The sequence below is a fragment of the Paenibacillus sp. JJ1683 genome (assembly GCF_053006485.1).
Map to the genome: position 1 here is coordinate 1,994,030 of NZ_CM129820.1, position 16,053 is coordinate 2,010,082.

Sequence of the window (16,053 nt, forward strand, 5' to 3'; positions counted from 1 at the left end):
CAGAAGGATAGTTATTTGTAGGTTACTCCGCTTGTATAGCGGTTAGTGGCATTCCAGAGTAAATATTCGTCCACCTTCATGTCCTTAAGCGCGCGAATTTGGTCCTCGACTTGTGTTTTCCCATATTTGGCATAATGTCCGCTTCCTAACCAACTTGCGGTAAAATCCTGAATCCACGGACGAATAATTGGCTTTAGCTTGCCTGTAGGATCGAGTTTTTTGTGTGTATCGGTCATGGAGCCTTTGATCGTCTGGTAGGGGTTTTTATCTGGGTCCTTTACACCAAACCAGCCTGTTGTATAGTGACTTGGATAAACCATCGGTGAAATGACATCCACATTTTCAGAAATTTTAGTGAAATCCTGTCCGATACCCTCGGCAGCAGGAACGGATGCGGCATATCCGAAAATATCTACCGATACCCTCACACCTAGTGGAGCAAGCTCTTTACGGGCATATTGTACGAATTCAGCGACCGTATCCGAGCGGGATTGATCGGATTTGGTATATTTTAGTTTGTCTGCTCTTTTTTCAAAACCTTCAGGGAAACGTACATAGTCAAATTGGATTTCCTTAAAACCGAGTTTTGCTGCTTCCTTGGCAATGGCGATATTATAATCCCATACTTCTTTATTATAGGGATTGACGAACCCATCTCCCTTGCCGTTTTTCCAAACAGAGCCGTCAGCATTGCGGAAGGACATCTCAGGATTTTTGTTGGCCAATACCGTATCCTTAAATACAACAATACGAGCAATCGGATAGACATTATGTTTTTTCAAACGGTCCATCAAACCGGAAATATCTTTAATAAATTTTTGCGGCTTGCCCAATTTCAGAAGCTCGGGGTTGGTCGTTGGATAAGTGATGTAACCTGCATCGTCCTTAATATCGATAACCATGGAATTGAGCTCTGTCTTGTCCAGTAATTCGAGTAGCTGAGTCATACGTGAACCGCCTGCGCTATAGGCTGTGACATAGATACCTTTAATAGCTGTAGTGGTCGGCTGTGGGTCAATTTTAACCGGCGGATTGGAGGCATCTACCTTTGTATTACTGTGTTGTGCCTGGATCATGGCACTGCTGATTGTCGTTGCCACCGTATCTTTTACATTTGGAGCGTTGGCTGACTGGCCCCCGTTTCCGCCTATTCCCATTGCCAATAGCATAATTGCCCAAATCATATTCATTTCCTAACTCTCTCCCTTATGTATGGCGCTTACCTGATTATACGTAAAGTTATGGATCGAAAAAACAACACGCTTGTAACCAATACTGGTATCATCAGGCATAGTCTTACATGATTAACCTAACTATCGCTCGATGAATCCGTAAATAGGCATAAATAATGCCGCTCTCTTCACGGTTGTGGATGCAACCGGAAGAAGCGGCACTTGGCAAAAAAATTTATTGAAGATAGTTATTGTCTTGGTGCTCACAAATACTGTACTGAATAATTTCAAGCGCATCCGTTGGCTTGAGTATGGACAACCCGTCTCGAAGCACAATCATCGAGTTTAGCTCATTCTTTTTGAGAGAAGGGAGCATTTCCGGGTACCATCTTAAGACAATGTCGGACAGTTTTACCGTTTCCATTTCCACAAAAATCACCCTTTCCTGCTCGGAATCATTCCAAAAGAATCATTCAATACGATTCGGAAAAGCAAAGTGCCTGTGAAATAGCAGGTAAAGCTGGTCTTTATATACTATGGGAACAGCGCACATACAGTGTACCACAAAAACAGTATTTTGACACTTGGGTTTGTGCTTATCTTCGGCGGAATGAACCCATTACTCCAACCGTTTCCACAATATTGACAAAAGCAGAAGGGTCTACTTCCTTAATGATGCGTTTTAATTCAACAAGCTCGTAGCGTGTCGTAACAGTCATCAGCATGTCCTTTTCGGTATGTGAAAATGCACCTTCAATTTTTATTTTGCTGACACCTCGTGGCGTGGTCAACATTCGGCTGAGTAGCTGGTCAGTGTGCTCTGTAATGATGTAGACGGTGATCTTCGTATGGCTTACATAGATTTGATCCAACACTTTACCAGTCACAAAAATGGATAACATAGAAGCCAGTGCAATATTCCAATCATCGTTCAAATATCCTGCTGCGAGAATGACCAGTCCATTCATGCCCACAAGTACAGTTCCGACGGGGAAGTCACGATATGTGGTAACGATGGAGCCGATAATGTCAAAACCGCCCGTAGACCCTCCTACCCGAAAGGAAATACCCGCCCCAACGCCGACCATTACCCCACCAAAGACAGAGGCCAGCAGGGGATCAGACACAACAGATTGTACGGGTACCCAGGCCAAAATCCACGTGGTAACGATAACCGATAGAATGCTCAGACTAATAAAACGCTTGCCTAAAATAAACCAGCCTGCAATAAGCATCGGGATATTGATGATAAAATACATGGTGCTGATATCGAATTTTGTGAAATAGCCAATTAGCATGGAAAGTCCGGCTACTCCCCCGCTCAGTAAGTGATGTGGGACGAGAAACAGATTAAAACCGCATGCTATGGCAGCGGCTCCAAGAATAACAGTTAAGCAGTTTAACACTATTTTTAACAACTTTTTTTCACCTCATTTTAATTATACAGAAAGCAACTTACTGGTATTCATGAATTGTTCTGTGCTATAATGCGATGTGGATATTCTTGAGTAGGGACCTATGTCCAGAGAAACACTTAAAATTTAAACTGTTTTAAAAAGGATAAATTCGTTTAAGATGTATCGGATAGGGTTCCCCGAATTCATTACAGAAAGATGCAGTTATAGAGTTAAATAAACTGTCACTGTATTGGGGAAAACTTATACAATAATATCGCTACTTAAGAATACAGACAACATTGTGGATTGTCCACCACATCCACCATTATGAAGGAGTTTGAATAAATTTGACGACATTTGCAGAATTTGATCTTGAACCGAAGGTAATTCAGGCGATTACGGAGCTGGGGTTTGAAGAAGCAACACCTATTCAATCCAAATCCATCCCGATTGCATTGCAAGGGAAAGACATGATTGGTCAAGCCCAAACAGGTACTGGTAAAACTGCTGCGTTTGGTATTCCGATGATCAATAAAATTTCTAAGAACGATGAAAAAATCAGAGCCCTGATTATGGCTCCAACACGTGAGCTTGCTATTCAAGTGGCTGAAGAAATCGAAAAACTCTCCCGCTTCAAAGGTCTTCGCACTTTGCCGATCTATGGTGGACAAGATATCGTACGCCAGATTCGCGCTTTGAAAAAGAAACCTCAAATTATTATCGGTACACCAGGACGTTTGCTTGATCATATTAATCGTAAAACCATTAAGCTAGAAGACGTAAACACCGTTGTTTTGGATGAAGCAGATGAAATGCTGGACATGGGCTTCATGGAAGATATTCAGTCCATTCTGAAGCAGGTTCCAGACGAGCGTCAAACGATGCTGTTCTCGGCTACAATGCCTCCTAACATTAAAAGATTGGCTGAGCAATTCCTTAAAGATCCTGAGCATGTATCCGTTATTCCTAAACAAGTTAGTGCTCCGCTGATTGATCAGGCCTATATTGAAGTTCCTGAGCGTCAAAAATTCGAAGCATTAAGCCGTTTGATCGACATGGAATCCCCAGAACTTGCTATCGTATTCGGTCGCACTAAGCGCCGGGTAGACGAGCTGGCTGAAGCTCTGCAAAAACGTGGTTATTCCGCAGACGGTTTGCATGGTGACTTGTCTCAAAACCAGCGTGATGCTGTTATGCGTAAATTCCGTGACGGAAGTATTGACGTACTCGTAGCGACTGACGTTGCTGCCCGTGGTTTGGACGTTTCTGGCGTAACTCACGTTGTGAACTTTGACCTTCCGCAAGATCCAGAGAGCTATGTTCACCGTATCGGACGTACGGGACGTGCAGGTAAAGAAGGGGAAGCTTGGTCATTCGTAACGCCTCGTGAAATTGACCATTTGCATTTCATTGAGCGTGTAACCCGTCACCGCATTCCACGTAAGCCTCTTCCAACGTTGGCAGAAGCTCTGGAAGGCAAACAACGTATCATCGCAGAACGCCTTCTAGAGGTTGTAGAAAAAGGCGAGCTGAATGAGTACAAAGGTTTGGCTATTCAAATGCTGGAGCAATATGATTCTGTACAACTACTCTCTGCTGCTCTGAAGCTGATGACTGGTGAGAAGAGAGAGGCATCTATTGAGCTGACTCCGGAAGATCCGATCCGTGCAAAACGTCGTAAACCAGACGTGCGTTCTGGCGGACGCAAGCCTTCCAACTATAGTGGACGCAGCAACGGTGGCTACAATTCCAACCGTGGCGGTAGCGGCAGTAAAGGTGGATACGGCGGTTACAACCGTGGCAAAGAAGGCGGTGGCTACAACCGTGATTCCGGAAGCCGCTATAGTGGAGATCGCAAACCACGCCCAAGCAGCAATGGCGAAACTCGCCGTCCTGCAAGACGTGAAGATTCCTCTTCTGAATAATAAGAAATAAATGATTAAAAAGTCGAAGCTAATGCTAGCTTCGACTTTTTTTGATCGGTAAGTATGAATTTTATGGGATTTACTTTAATGGACCACGTATGGATTTCACTAGCGCTTTAGGGATGAAATACGGTATGATATAGTCAAGAGCCGGAATTAACAGGCATAGCAACATAAGTCTTGGAACTGCCAAGGCTTGCGGAGGGAGAGACTAACATTGGAATTTAAAGGAGCTATGGGGGGGATTTACCGCCTAACCGAGTGGATTACCCGGCTGGCGGCTAGCAATTTGTTGTGGGTGTTATGTTCATCGCCTTTTGTATTCTGCCTCATACTGAAATTACTGGTTATGAATCAGAATTTGGCGAATGAATCGTTACAAATGAACTGGGCGATGGCTATTTTGGCACCGCTTACTTTATTTCCAGCAACATCGGCTTTGTTCTCAGTGGTTCGCAAATGGGTGATGGGCGATACCGATACAGGCGTGTTTCGTACCTTCTTTAAAGGATATAAAGAGAACTATAAGCAGAGTCTGATTGGGGGTATCTTTTACACGTTACTGTTTGTCGTCATGTATGTGGATTACACTGTATATATGACACAGCTCAGCAACTTGCAAATCGTGGGCGTTATCATGCTGATCCTCATCATTATTTTGCTTGTGTCTATGTTTAACTTCTTTTCGATGGTAGCTCATTATCATATGTCTACCGGACAAATTATTAAAAATGCGGTTTTATTGACGCTGATTCGACCATTCCGTGTATTTTCCACCATGCTCGGCAGCGCCGTTGTTATATACATTGGAGTTAAATATCCCGTGCTTTTCTTATTCTTCATCGGCAGTGTAGTTGCCTGGTTCGCTTTTTTTAATTTTTACGGAACCTTCCTCAAAATGCAGGATCAAATGGAGAAAATGAAACAGAAAGACGAAGAAAAGGCAACCATTGAAGACAAGAAAAGTGATAACCTCTAAAAATAAAACATATTTCTCCTAGCATTTACTTTCTGAGTGAGAAGCGCTATAATAAGGTCACATCCTGCGATGCACGTTACGGTCATTTGTTGTTTTGAACCAATGACAATGTCTAGGGAGATCTATACGAATGAATAGCTGAAAAGCCCTGTCAATTGCTGACAAGGGGACTTCAAAAGTTTATTCTGCGGTCACCCACCTGCTAAAGCAGGTTCAGAAGACGCTATGGTCGGACGGCATCGGCGGGTACTCCATAATGTAATGAACACACTCTGATACTGCTTATGCAGAAACAGGGTGTTTTTTGTATGCAACAATGTTAAACTAAGACATGAGGTACTAAGGTCGCATACCACAGGCATGATCGGACTCAATTTCGGTTGTTTATCGTGTTTTATAAAGCGCTTGCAGCAGAGGAAGCCGATGTGTCGTATGATAGGTAGCGATTATCGTGAAGGAGGAAATGTCTTGTCGTTGAAGAGGACTCTGGTAGGGATTGTGCGCAGCCAAGAAGGTACAAGCGACCGGGTCAAGGACCCCCAAATGAAGACACGCTATTATAACTTATCGAGAGACAAGGCTTGGGAAGAAGTATCATCTATCTTGAAAAAGATTCCTGGCTACAAGGTACTCCATGAGGTAGCATCCGTAGGTGAGATTACGTTGGAGAAGCGAACGGCGTTCGGCAGAACCGTCGACATTACCGTTTCGATTTTATCTGTCTCGCCAGTTCGAAGTGCGGTGGATATTTATTCTGCTTCACGCGGATCGTTAGGGGACTTGGGTGCGAATTACCGCATAATTTTGCAACTGTTCGCTATGATCGACAAGAAGTTGTCCGCTCATAAGGTCGTACAGTAATAGCAGCTTGTGAAGCAGTGATGTGGTAGACAAACATCAAAAAAAGCGAGGAAGGCAATCCTTCACTCGCTTTTTTAATATTCGGTCTTGATTTAGACCAGTTTTTTTACGGCTGCGATCGCTTGGTCATAGTCAGGATGCTCGGCCATTTCGCTCAAGTATTCTACGTAAGCGATTTTGTCATTTTGGTCAATGACAAAAATAGCTCTATGATCCAAATGGAATTCCTTAATGAATACACCATAAGCTTCACCAAAGGAATGATCTTTGTAGTCGGACAGTGTCAATACGCGATCAATACCAGCCGCACCGCACCAACGAGCTTGAGCGAAAGGCAAATCCACGCTGACCGTTAGTATCACAACTTGGTCCCCCAGGGAGTCTGCTTCCTGGTTGAAACGTCGCGTCTGTGCGTCACACACGCCTGTATCTAGAGAAGGGACAACGCTAATCAGTTTGACTTTGCCTGCAAAGTCTTGAAGCGTAGCTGCTTCCAATAAGTCTTTCTGTAATTTGAAATCAGGCGCCTGATCTCCAATTTTCAGTTCAGGACCTATGAGAGTCAAAGGATTGCCTTTAAAAGTAGCAACTCCTGTACGTTCTTGTGCCATATGTAATAGCCTCCTTTGGTTTTTGGCATTGGTTATCGTTGCCGAAATCTATTATAATCTTTTATAAAAGACATTGTCCAATTTGAATAAGGTGGAGACACCCCATGAAGGAAGGATTGCCTTGATTTTTTTACGTTATGAGAACTGGAAAAGTTATTTACGGTTTTACCCGGTAACCTGTCTGATTTTGCTTATCAATATTGTGATGTTTATTGTACTGACCGTGCAAGGTGGATCGGAAAATAGTTTGACGCTGATCCGGTATGGGGCTTTGATTAATGAGGCGCCATTCACTGACCAGCTGTGGCGGTATGTGTCAGCTATGTTTTTACATGCAGGCTTTGATCATCTTCTGTTTAATTCCTTTGCAATACTTGTATTCGCTCCTCCACTGGAGCGTTTGCTCGGGTCCTTACGATATGTGTTATTGTATCTAGTCACGGGCATTGTAGGGAATATACTGTCCATTGCACATTACAACATGCTGGCGGAAACGACAGTCTCTGTAGGAGCCTCAGGAGCGATTTATGGCATCTATGGGGCGTTTCTGTACGTTGCCTTATTCCAACGTTCCTTGATGGATGATGCTTCGCGCAAAACGCTGTACACGTTGCTTGGGTTTGGTATTCTGTTTTCTTTTGCTGTAGCGAACATTAACTGGACCGCTCACTTTGGGGGATTGCTCAGTGGGTTTTTCTTTTATGGATTATTGATTAGATTAACTGGCCAGCGCAAACGTCACTAAAGACAGCTTTATCGTAAGTTATCAGGGTAAGAAAGAGGATGATGTTCGATGGACATCTTCTTTCGGATGTTGAAAAACAGATTGGAGCGAATATCGGAGTGGAATTACGACAGTTGCAATACTTCATGAAAGTAGCGCAAAAAGAACATGTCACTCAGGCAGCCGAGGAGCTACATGTGGCGCAATCTGCGGTAAGTCGGCAAATTCATCAGCTTGAAGAAGAGCTGGGAGTTAATCTTTTTATGCAAAAGGGTCGCAATCTGCAGCTTACGCCAGTGGGACAGCTATTTTGCAAACGGGTGGAAACGATCATGAAAGACCTGGAGCGGGCTGTTTTGGAAGTGCATGAGTTTTTAGACCCTGAGGGGGGCGAAATCCGTATCGGTTTTCCGCACAGTTTGGGGATTCATCTTATTCCTACAGTGGTGGCTGAATTCCGTAAGCGGTATCCCAATGTTAAATTCAGATTTAAACAAGGAATGTACCCGAGTTTAATTCGTGATGTGTTAGCGGGTGAGGTGGATTTGGCTTTTGTATCTCCTTTTCCAGATCGACATGACCATGTCGAGGGGGATGTGGTGTTAACCGAGGAGTTATTTGCAGTTCTCCCGCCTAATCATCCTTTGGCTTCAGCCGAACACATCACATTGAGCCAGCTTAAGGGAGAAAAATTCATCTTGTTCAGAGATGGATATTCGTTACGCCCGATTGTCTGGCAGGCCTGTCTGGAGGCTGGATTTACACCGGATATTGCTTTTGAAGGCGAAGAGACTGATACGATTCGCGGATTAGTAGCTGCAGGTATGGGGGTTAGTCTTCTGCCTGAAATGGCGCTGTTTCAGACTAACCCGTTGCAACCTGCAAGGGTGTCGATTGTTGATCCAGAGGTGACAAGAACGATTGGCTTGATTCATCGCAGAGATGACAAGCTTCCATTAGTTGCTAAATCGTTCCGAACTTTTCTATTGCAATATTTTGGCCTTCATGGTAATGCTGCTACTTCGAACAAAACGGCAAAAGCAGATTGAGGGTACTAAGTATAGTTTATTGGCTTAAGATCAAGAAAAAAAAGGTTGTTCCTCTACCGTCATTGGTGGAGGAACAACCTTTTTTGCAACACAAGTGATTAATCCCGGCTATTAAAGATGCCGATTAGGCGGATCAGTTCCAGCAAGGAAACGAGAGCTGCAGCCACATAGGTCAATGCAGCAGCATTTAAAACTTTAGCTATACCACGTTCTTCATCACTACGGATAAATCCTTCAGAAACCATGATTTCCCGTGCGCGATTAGATGCATTAAACTCAACTGGCAATGTAATTAATTGAAAAGCAACAGTAGCCGAGAAGAAGATAATACCCAGACCGATCAGGTTCGTAAAGCTAAATAAGAAACCGGCAATCAGCAGAAATGGTGCAATCCCGGAAGCAAAGTTTACAATCGGAAAAATCCGGTGGCGAAGTGCCAGCATAGGGTAATGCTCTTTATGTTGGATGGCATGACCGACTTCATGGCAAGCCACAGCAACCGCAGAAATGGATTTTTCGTAATAAACGGGCTCAGACAAGCGCACCACTCGTTGTATCGGATCATAATGGTCAGATAGCGCGCCAGGTACTGGCTCAATAGGCACATCGTGCAAGCCATTACGATCTAGCATGTGCCGAGCTGCATCATAACCAGTCAGTCCATTTTCATTTGGAACATCAGACCATTTGTTAAACGTACCTTTTACACGAAATTGCGCCCATAAGGATAATCCGAACGCAAGAATAATCAATATATACATACCCATCATAAAGCAACCCTCCATTATTGTTCATACTACTAGCTCGGGTATCTACATCATAGAACTATGCTCCAACAGATACTTCAAAGCCTCAATACAAGCAGCGCTTTGTGGCAAAAGACCGGTAAGCAGCTTGCGAGCTTGGACGGGCTTGAGCTGTCCGAGAAGAGGTTGTAGTTCATTGACTTCACGCTCTAGACGCTGCATGTGCATTTCTAGACTCGTTAATTTGTCAGTGACGTGCTCTTCTCCTGCAACGGAGTTCCATTTAATCAGTGTCTGTCTGATTTCCTCGAGGCTATACTTCTCTTGTTTCATTTGGTTAATACGTTCAAGCCTGCTTAAGGTTTCACCATTATAAAGCCGATAATTTTTCAATGATCGTTCTTCAGGTGTGATCAAACCGAGTTTAGTGTAATAATCAATCGTTCGTTCGCTGACACCAGCCGCTTTGGCTAGTTCACCAATTCGATATAGCTTCATATCCCCATCTGTCTTCACCTCGCGCTCTTCGTTCAATCTTCAATAATAACATCTTAAACCGAGAGTTTATAAAGGATATTTTACATGATCCTCAACCATACAGTCAAACGTTATGCTTTTGATGAACACAAACGAGCTATTTATATAGTCAGAAAATATGACATGGAAGATTTAAAGGCTTATTTTTTTAACATAATAAAAAAAATCTTGTCAACTTTCATGTATTCTGCTTATAATGACAATAAGAATTTCACGAAATGTAAAGAAACCTAACATTCGAGGGAGTGGTCTTCATGAGAAAAAAGTGGTTAGTTGTATTATTGGCCATGCTGACGGTTCTGGCTTTTCCTGTAGGTGCGTTCGCTGCTGACGGGCCCACAAATATCCAACTTCAAGCTGGACTAAACACGGCCTTTACGTTCTTGGCATTTATACTTGTGTTTTTCATGCAAGCGGGATTTGCATTGCTGGAGGCAGGCTCGACACGAATGAAGAACGCGGGTCATGTCGCTGGTAAAACGATTCTCACGACGGGTGTTGCGGCTTTGTCCTTCTGGGCTCTCGGATTTGGCTTCGGCTTCGGCAATGATGGTGGTAACGGATTTATGGGGCTGACGGGTTTCTTCATGAGCGGGACAGATGCTGCTGCATCGTTTGATACTCTTTCAGGTTTGGATGTTCCAATTACGATTATGTTTTTGTTTCACTTTGCTTTTGCTGCGGTATCTCTTTCGATCGCATGCGGGGGGATGGCAGAGCGTGCAAAATTAAGTGTATACATTATTTTCGGTATTTTGTTCTCCATCGTGATCTATCCAGTTGTAGCTCACTGGGTATGGGGCGGTGGCTGGCTTGGCAAGTTGGGAATGCAGGATTACGCTGGTTCAACAGTAGTCCATTTGACAGGTGCTACGGCGGCACTCGTCGCTACGCTGCTGCTCAAACCGCGTCTGGGCAAGTTTAATAAAGATGGCAAGCCGAACATTATCCCTGGTCATAATCAGGTGTACTCGATCCTGGGTGTTATTATTCTCTGGTTTGGCTGGTTTGGATTTAACCCAGGTAGTGCTGTTTCTGCGATGAATGACGGATTCTTTGGATATGTAGCCCTGACTACAAATATTGCTGCGGCGGCAGGCGGAGTTTTCGCATTGCTCGTATCTTGGATGGTATACGGAAAAGCAGATATTCCGGCTATGCTAAATGGTGTGCTGGCAGCCTTGGTTGCCATTACGGGTTCTTGTGCCTTTGTGGCACCTTGGGCGGCATTGGTCATTGGCGCAGTTGCAGGGATCGTCACTTTCTTTACAGCGCAATGGTTTGAGCGTGCGAGAATAGATGACCCGGTATATGCTTTCTCCGTACATGGGGTTGCAGGGATGTGGGGCGCGGTATCCACAGGGTTGTTCGCTACTCCTGAGCTTGTAAAAATAACAGGTGTAGGTCAAGCGGGCCTGTTCTATGGTGGTGGTTTTACGCAATTAGGAGTACAGTTGCTTGGACTGATTGGCACTTTGGCATTCGTATTCGTCATTTCCTTCATTATTTTGGGTGCGATGAAAGCTATTATGGGGATTCGTGTTACGGAAGAGGAAGAAACGATGGGACTTGATATCAGTGAACACGGTACGTACGGCTATCCAGAGCAAATGAAGTTAGTTACCGAAGCTGAAAAGCGTTCTGGAATTGTCAGCTAATATGTAAAATATAAAGAGCCAGTATGGATGAGCGGAGGAGATGGAAGTATGGAACTGCAAAATATGGCCTCTTGGGTGAGTTCCGCCGAAGCGATTGATCATGCAGACACACCTGAGTCGTTAAGGCAGGCCAGGATCGATTCTCAGAAATGGCTGCTGGCTTCCCAAGCCTCCGCTCCGTTATCAGACTGGTTACGAACGGTGAATAAAATGCATGACCGCATCGCAGCCAGAGCTGTACAAATGTGCGAAAAAGGGATGGTTGAGGATGGCTTTGGGCCTCCTCCCGTCCCTTACGCATTTATAGCCTTCGGAAGCATGGGGCGCTCGGAATCGACGCTGTGGAGTGACCAGGATAACGGTATGATTATCAGTGACCTTGTGTCTGCTGACAAAGAATTGTATTTCAGCGAGTTTGGTCGCAGAGTGTCTGCGATGCTAGAGTATTTGGGATATCCCAAATGCGAGGGGAAAGTGATGTGCTCGGAGCCATTGTGGCGCCATACATTGTCTGGATGGCAAGAACAGCTATCCAAATGGTCGGAAGATTTTGCTTGGGAGCCGATTCGTTATCTTATTATCTCGTCTGATATGAGACATATCGCAGGCGATCAGCAATTGTCTGCAGAATGGAAGCGAAGTTTTTATAAGTTGTTCCGCAAACATCCCGATTTACCTTCAGCCGTACTTAGGAACACGGTAAGGCATAAAGCGACACTTAATATTTTAGGTCAGATCGTTACCGAGCGATTCGGTGAGCATGCAGGCGATTTTGATGTGAAATATGGGTTATACATTCCGTTGGTGAACGCCGTCCGTTTTTTGGCATTGCAACATGGTGTAGAGGAAACTTCTACCCTGAAAAGGCTCAGGCGTCTCGCATCACTTGAAGCGGCACCGTTGCCTTTACTTGATGCTTGCGAGCGAGCCTTTCGGGTCGCGCTTCAGCTTCGAATGGCTACTCCGGTAAAGGAGAAGGGTGGGTTGCTTCTCAGTAATGGCTATTTGGCTGTCAAGCCGCTGAAGCAAGGGAAAGGCTGGCATGAGTTGCGCGAGGCTCTTTCGACAGTACGACGGCTGCATCGTGCGTTGCAAAGGCAGCTGCGATTTATGGAAGGGAGAAGGTCATGAAGGAACCGGCGCAGGGAGGTGGCTTCTGGAGTGCTCTCCGCAGAGGAGGGGTACCGTCGGCAATCGCATCTGTAATGGGGGCTCCTACGGCTCAGAAGATGGCGTTTATTCGGTCCTTAACACGGGAACAACGGCGTTCTGAAGTATTGCGTACCCCGCTGGAGCGTTTGGAGACGGTAGTTTTTGATCTGGAGACAACAGGATTTTCGGCACAGCATGGAGATGAGATTTTATCGTTCGGAGCGATTCGGGTAGTCGGGGATGTGATTATGGAAAAAGAGCAGTTTTATACGCTTGTTAATCCGCGGACTGAGATTCCTAAACACATCACTGAGCTAACTGGGATTACCCGGGAAATGACGGATGAAGCTCCGCCGCTTATGAATGGACTGCATGACTTTATGTCCTTTGTAGGTGGACGGGTGCTTGTAGCGCATGCTAGCGCTCATGATAAGGCCTTTTTAAATGCTGCGCTATGGAAAACATCTAAAGTTCAGTTAACTCACCGTGTACTAGACACAATGATGCTCGCCAAATGGCTGGAGCCACAGCAACACCAAACCTATAGTTTGGATGAATTGTTGGCCTATCAATCCATTCCGATTGAAGGGCGGCATCATGCGTTAGAGGATGCGAAGATGACCGCTAAGCTATGGGTGGCGTATGTTCAGGAAATGCTGAAGCGTAATGTGACCAATTTGGCAGATATCTACGCGCATTTAAGCCATGCCTGATCAGTACAAGGCATAACATCTGACCTCACATAATAACAGCAAGTTCGCGATTTTCGTGGGTTTGCTGTTTTTTTTGTGTCCTGTTCAGATTGTAGAAGGTTAGAGGTGGGAGCAGTATGGGCATCCTATGGGGAAGGATAAAGGTCATTTAGATGAAAGATAGGTGATAAGACTTTGAAAAGATTTCTTTTCATCAGAGCAATAATGGTATTGGTTATGGTTGGGGCTTCATGGGGAATTATTGCAAACACAGTCAATGCAGCAAGCCTTCCCGTGAGAAATGCACGGTTGGAAGAAAAATACAAGGGTGAAAAAGAGCTTGAAATAGAGAAGAATGTAGGGACTGAATCAGATGCGGCAGAGGTAATGAAAAGAATCAAACTTGGACAACAGCTTCCTTCTATGATTTTAAAGGGGTTAAACGGAAAGTCCTACGATGTAGGGGCTCCGCGAAATAAAGCGATGATCATTAGCTTTTGGGCTTCGTGGTGCGATCCGTGCCGATTAGAAGCGCCTATGCTGAATGAATTGTATAGTAAATACAAACATGCTGTAGATGTGTATGGCATCAATGTAACCCGCTATGATCGATTAGAGGATGTGCAGAAGTTTTCCCGTTCTTTGGCCCTCCGATTCCCCATTTTACTGGATGAACAAGGAGCATTTTTTGAACAATTTGGAGGAGCGGCTTTTCCAACTCATGTAATGATTGACCATCATGGACAGGTACGAGAAATCATAATCGGCATGCTCAGTGAACGGGAATTGGAGGGTAAAATAGAAGCTCTTCAAAAAATAAAGTGACTTTAGGGGCCGATTAGACCGCCAAAGTCACTTTATTAGCTCATGCTTGTACTTGATTAGTGGTTAACTAAACCGTGATGAGTAAGCTCTGTTTGTTCATTTTTTGGAGTTGGTGCTTCCAGCAATGCGTAACGGAAGCTGTCCAAGAGAGCTTCCCAGCTCGCTTCAATAACATTTTCAGATACACCTACGTTACTCCAGACGTCCTCGTAATTTTTGGACTCAATGAGCACGCGTACCTTGGCGGCAGTGGCGTCTTTTTCGTCAAGCACACGCACCTTATAGTCAGCCAAATGCATGTCCCGCAAGGCTGGGAAATATTGAGAAAGAGCCTTGCGGAGTGCGTTATCAAGTGCATTGACAGGACCATTCCCTTCAGCTGCGGTATAGACACTTGTCCCTGCAACATTCAACTTTAAGAAGGCCTCGGAGACGACCGATCGGCCCGCTGTTTTTTCCACTAGCACTTTAAAGGATTCAAATGAGAACATTTCCTTTACTTCACCGCCAGCTTCACGAATAAGCAATTCCAGCGAAGCATCCGCGCCTTCAAACTGATATCCCTGATGCTCAAGCTCCTTGATACGACTAATGACACCACGTGCCTCATCACTGGACGGATCAAGGGTGATGCCCAGTTCTTGCGCCTTGGACACAACGTTGCTTTGTCCGGCCAATTCGGAGACCAAGACCCGCTGCTTGTTCCCCACCAGTTCGGGAGCGATGTGCTCATAGGTTCGTGAGTCGCGCAGAATAGCTGACACGTGAATGCCTCCCTTATGGGCAAAAGCAGCATTGCCAACATAAGGCTGGTTTACAGGCAGATTGACGTTGGCGACTTCACTCACAAAGCGAGCCGTATTGTGGAGTTGTTTTAGCTTCTCGGGATCTAGACAGTCGTAGCCCAGCTTGAGCTGCAAGTTCGGAATGACGGAGCATAAGTTGGCGTTACCACATCGTTCACCATAGCCATTGATGGTACCTTGGACCTGCCTTGCGCCTGCTTGAATTGCACTGAGTGAGTTGGCTACTGCCAATTCGCAATCATTGTGTGTATGAATGCCCAACTGTGACTTCGTTACCTGGCTTTGCAGCGTAGTAACAATTTCCTGTATTTCATGTGGCAGGGTACCGCCGTTGGTATCACACATCACGAGCCAATCCGCGCCTGCTTCCTCAGCTTTTTTCATAACGGCGAGTGCATACTCGGGGTTGTTTTTATATCCGTCAAAAAAATGCTCGGCATCAAAAATAACCTCCATGCCCCCTTGCTTTAAAAAGGCGATGGAGTCGTAAATCATAGACAGATTTTCCTCCAATGTTGTCTGTAAAGCAGTGTGTACATGAAAATCCCATGATTTACCGACTAGAGTAGCGGCCTGAGCGCCGGATTCCAGAATCCGTTGCAGATTGACATCTTGCGCTGCGATGCTATCTTTGCGGCGCGTGCTGCCGAAGGCGACAATTTTTGCCTGAAGCCCCAGCTCTTGTACCCGTTTGAAAAATTCGATATCCTTGCTGTTGCTCCCGGGAATCCCGCCTTCAATATAGTGAACACCGAGATCATCGAGTTTTTTGGCGATTTTCAATTTGTCATCAGCAGACAAGCTAATTCCTTCTCCTTGAGTGCCGTCTCGCAGCGTTGTGTCAAAGATAGAAATAGCGGTGGACATGAGGGACTCCTCCTTCGCAGATTGCTCAGATTGGTGATGCTCTGCTTTTTTA

General features: G+C 45.0%; 16 protein-coding genes and 1 other RNA gene. 10 read left to right on the forward strand and 7 right to left on the reverse strand.

Annotation, left to right across the window (positions count from 1 at the left end):
- Window positions 1-11 precede the first annotated feature (11 nt).
- The 3 genes from ACUC6J_RS08725 to ACUC6J_RS08735 all read right to left on the reverse strand — a co-directional run bounded on the left by ACUC6J_RS08725 (window position 12) and on the right by ACUC6J_RS08735 (window position 2,590).
- On the reverse strand, window positions 12-1,190 hold the full coding sequence (locus ACUC6J_RS08725; protein WP_447250076.1) for a putative glycoside hydrolase: 1,179 nt from the start codon (window positions 1,188-1,190) through the stop codon (window positions 12-14).
- A 217-nt stretch (window positions 1,191-1,407) separates the two neighbouring features.
- Complete coding sequence (locus tag ACUC6J_RS08730) at window positions 1,408-1,596, reverse strand: hypothetical protein (RefSeq protein WP_014599634.1); 189 nt, start codon at window positions 1,594-1,596, stop codon at window positions 1,408-1,410.
- A gap of 172 nt (window positions 1,597-1,768) precedes the next feature.
- Window positions 1,769-2,590 (reverse strand): YitT family protein, encoded by an 822-nt coding sequence (locus ACUC6J_RS08735; RefSeq protein ID WP_016819728.1) that lies wholly within the window; start codon window positions 2,588-2,590, stop codon window positions 1,769-1,771.
- Between the two features lie 326 nt (window positions 2,591-2,916).
- On the opposite strand from ACUC6J_RS08735, the gene ACUC6J_RS08740 reads away from it, so the two are divergent.
- From ACUC6J_RS08740 to ACUC6J_RS08755, 4 genes are all read left to right on the forward strand, one after another.
- Window positions 2,917-4,494, forward strand: a complete 1,578-nt coding sequence (locus ACUC6J_RS08740; protein ID WP_013370492.1) for a DEAD/DEAH box helicase — start codon at window positions 2,917-2,919, stop codon at window positions 4,492-4,494.
- Between the two features lie 217 nt (window positions 4,495-4,711).
- Complete coding sequence (locus tag ACUC6J_RS08745; RefSeq protein WP_016819729.1) at window positions 4,712-5,473, forward strand: YesL family protein; 762 nt, start codon at window positions 4,712-4,714, stop codon at window positions 5,471-5,473.
- 58 nt (window positions 5,474-5,531) lie between these two features.
- A non-coding RNA gene (gene ssrS / locus ACUC6J_RS08750) (6S RNA) lies at window positions 5,532-5,726 on the forward strand.
- Window positions 5,727-5,941: 215 nt separating this feature from the next.
- Window positions 5,942-6,334, forward strand: a complete 393-nt coding sequence (locus ACUC6J_RS08755) for a DUF1499 domain-containing protein (RefSeq protein WP_126665742.1) — start codon at window positions 5,942-5,944, stop codon at window positions 6,332-6,334.
- Between the two features lie 92 nt (window positions 6,335-6,426).
- Here the strand turns inward: ACUC6J_RS08755 and tpx are convergent, their stop codons facing one another.
- Window positions 6,427-6,945: a thiol peroxidase gene (gene tpx / locus ACUC6J_RS08760; RefSeq protein ID WP_447250077.1), complete on the reverse strand. Its 519-nt coding sequence runs from the start codon at window positions 6,943-6,945 to the stop codon at window positions 6,427-6,429.
- A gap of 121 nt (window positions 6,946-7,066) precedes the next feature.
- Here tpx and ACUC6J_RS08765 point away from each other — a divergent pair, with 121 nt between their 5' ends.
- Both ACUC6J_RS08765 and ACUC6J_RS08770 read left to right on the forward strand, forming a co-directional pair.
- Complete coding sequence (locus ACUC6J_RS08765; protein WP_016819731.1) at window positions 7,067-7,690, forward strand: rhomboid family intramembrane serine protease; 624 nt, start codon at window positions 7,067-7,069, stop codon at window positions 7,688-7,690.
- A gap of 98 nt (window positions 7,691-7,788) precedes the next feature.
- A complete protein-coding gene (locus tag ACUC6J_RS08770; protein WP_025364562.1) occupies window positions 7,789-8,718 on the forward strand; it encodes a LysR family transcriptional regulator in 930 nt (309 codons plus the stop codon).
- A gap of 98 nt (window positions 8,719-8,816) precedes the next feature.
- On the opposite strand, the gene ACUC6J_RS08775 is transcribed toward ACUC6J_RS08770, so the two are convergent.
- Both ACUC6J_RS08775 and ACUC6J_RS08780 read right to left on the reverse strand, forming a co-directional pair.
- Window positions 8,817-9,488 carry a zinc metallopeptidase gene (locus ACUC6J_RS08775; RefSeq protein ID WP_016819733.1) on the reverse strand — a complete coding sequence of 224 codons (672 nt, stop codon included), beginning with the start codon at window positions 9,486-9,488 and terminating at the stop codon, window positions 8,817-8,819.
- Between the two features lie 42 nt (window positions 9,489-9,530).
- On the reverse strand, window positions 9,531-9,962 hold the full coding sequence (locus ACUC6J_RS08780; protein ID WP_430101024.1) for a MerR family transcriptional regulator: 432 nt from the start codon (window positions 9,960-9,962) through the stop codon (window positions 9,531-9,533).
- A 293-nt stretch (window positions 9,963-10,255) separates the two neighbouring features.
- On the opposite strand from ACUC6J_RS08780, the gene ACUC6J_RS08785 reads away from it, so the two are divergent.
- From ACUC6J_RS08785 to ACUC6J_RS08800, 4 genes are all read left to right on the forward strand, one after another.
- Window positions 10,256-11,659 (forward strand): ammonium transporter, encoded by a 1,404-nt coding sequence (locus tag ACUC6J_RS08785; protein WP_330707951.1) that lies wholly within the window; start codon window positions 10,256-10,258, stop codon window positions 11,657-11,659.
- Between the two features lie 48 nt (window positions 11,660-11,707).
- A complete protein-coding gene (locus tag ACUC6J_RS08790) occupies window positions 11,708-12,790 on the forward strand; it encodes a DUF294 nucleotidyltransferase-like domain-containing protein (protein ID WP_025364564.1) in 1,083 nt (360 codons plus the stop codon).
- Window positions 12,787-13,524 (forward strand): exonuclease domain-containing protein, encoded by a 738-nt coding sequence (locus ACUC6J_RS08795; RefSeq protein WP_447250078.1) that lies wholly within the window; start codon window positions 12,787-12,789, stop codon window positions 13,522-13,524. The genes ACUC6J_RS08790 and ACUC6J_RS08795 overlap by 4 nt, the downstream gene beginning before the upstream one ends.
- A gap of 174 nt (window positions 13,525-13,698) precedes the next feature.
- Window positions 13,699-14,328, forward strand: coding sequence for a TlpA family protein disulfide reductase (locus tag ACUC6J_RS08800; RefSeq protein WP_447250079.1), 630 nt, complete (start codon window positions 13,699-13,701; stop codon window positions 14,326-14,328).
- A gap of 56 nt (window positions 14,329-14,384) precedes the next feature.
- Here the strand turns inward: ACUC6J_RS08800 and cimA are convergent, their stop codons facing one another.
- Window positions 14,385-16,001: a citramalate synthase gene (gene cimA, locus ACUC6J_RS08805; protein ID WP_420540063.1), complete on the reverse strand. Its 1,617-nt coding sequence runs from the start codon at window positions 15,999-16,001 to the stop codon at window positions 14,385-14,387.
- Window positions 16,002-16,053 lie beyond the last annotated feature (52 nt).

Excerpts from the sequence above, each read along its gene's own strand:
- ACUC6J_RS08725 (WP_447250076.1), bottom strand. The coding sequence starts at position 1,190 with ATGAATATGATTTGGGCAATTATGCTATTGGCAATGGGAATAGGCGGA.
- ACUC6J_RS08730 (WP_014599634.1), bottom strand. The coding sequence starts at position 1,596 with ATGGAAACGGTAAAACTGTCCGACATTGTCTTAAGATGGTACCCGGAA.
- tpx (WP_447250077.1), bottom strand. The coding sequence starts at position 6,945 with ATGGCACAAGAACGTACAGGAGTTGCTACTTTTAAAGGCAATCCTTTG.
- ACUC6J_RS08775 (WP_016819733.1), bottom strand. The coding sequence starts at position 9,488 with ATGATGGGTATGTATATATTGATTATTCTTGCGTTCGGATTATCCTTA.
- ACUC6J_RS08780 (WP_430101024.1), bottom strand. The coding sequence starts at position 9,962 with ATGAAGCTATATCGAATTGGTGAACTAGCCAAAGCGGCTGGTGTCAGC.
- ACUC6J_RS08785 (WP_330707951.1), top strand. The coding sequence starts at position 10,256 with ATGAGAAAAAAGTGGTTAGTTGTATTATTGGCCATGCTGACGGTTCTG.
- ACUC6J_RS08790 (WP_025364564.1), top strand. The coding sequence starts at position 11,708 with ATGGAACTGCAAAATATGGCCTCTTGGGTGAGTTCCGCCGAAGCGATT.
- ACUC6J_RS08795 (WP_447250078.1), top strand. The coding sequence starts at position 12,787 with ATGAAGGAACCGGCGCAGGGAGGTGGCTTCTGGAGTGCTCTCCGCAGA.
- cimA (WP_420540063.1), bottom strand. The coding sequence starts at position 16,001 with ATGTCCACCGCTATTTCTATCTTTGACACAACGCTGCGAGACGGCACT.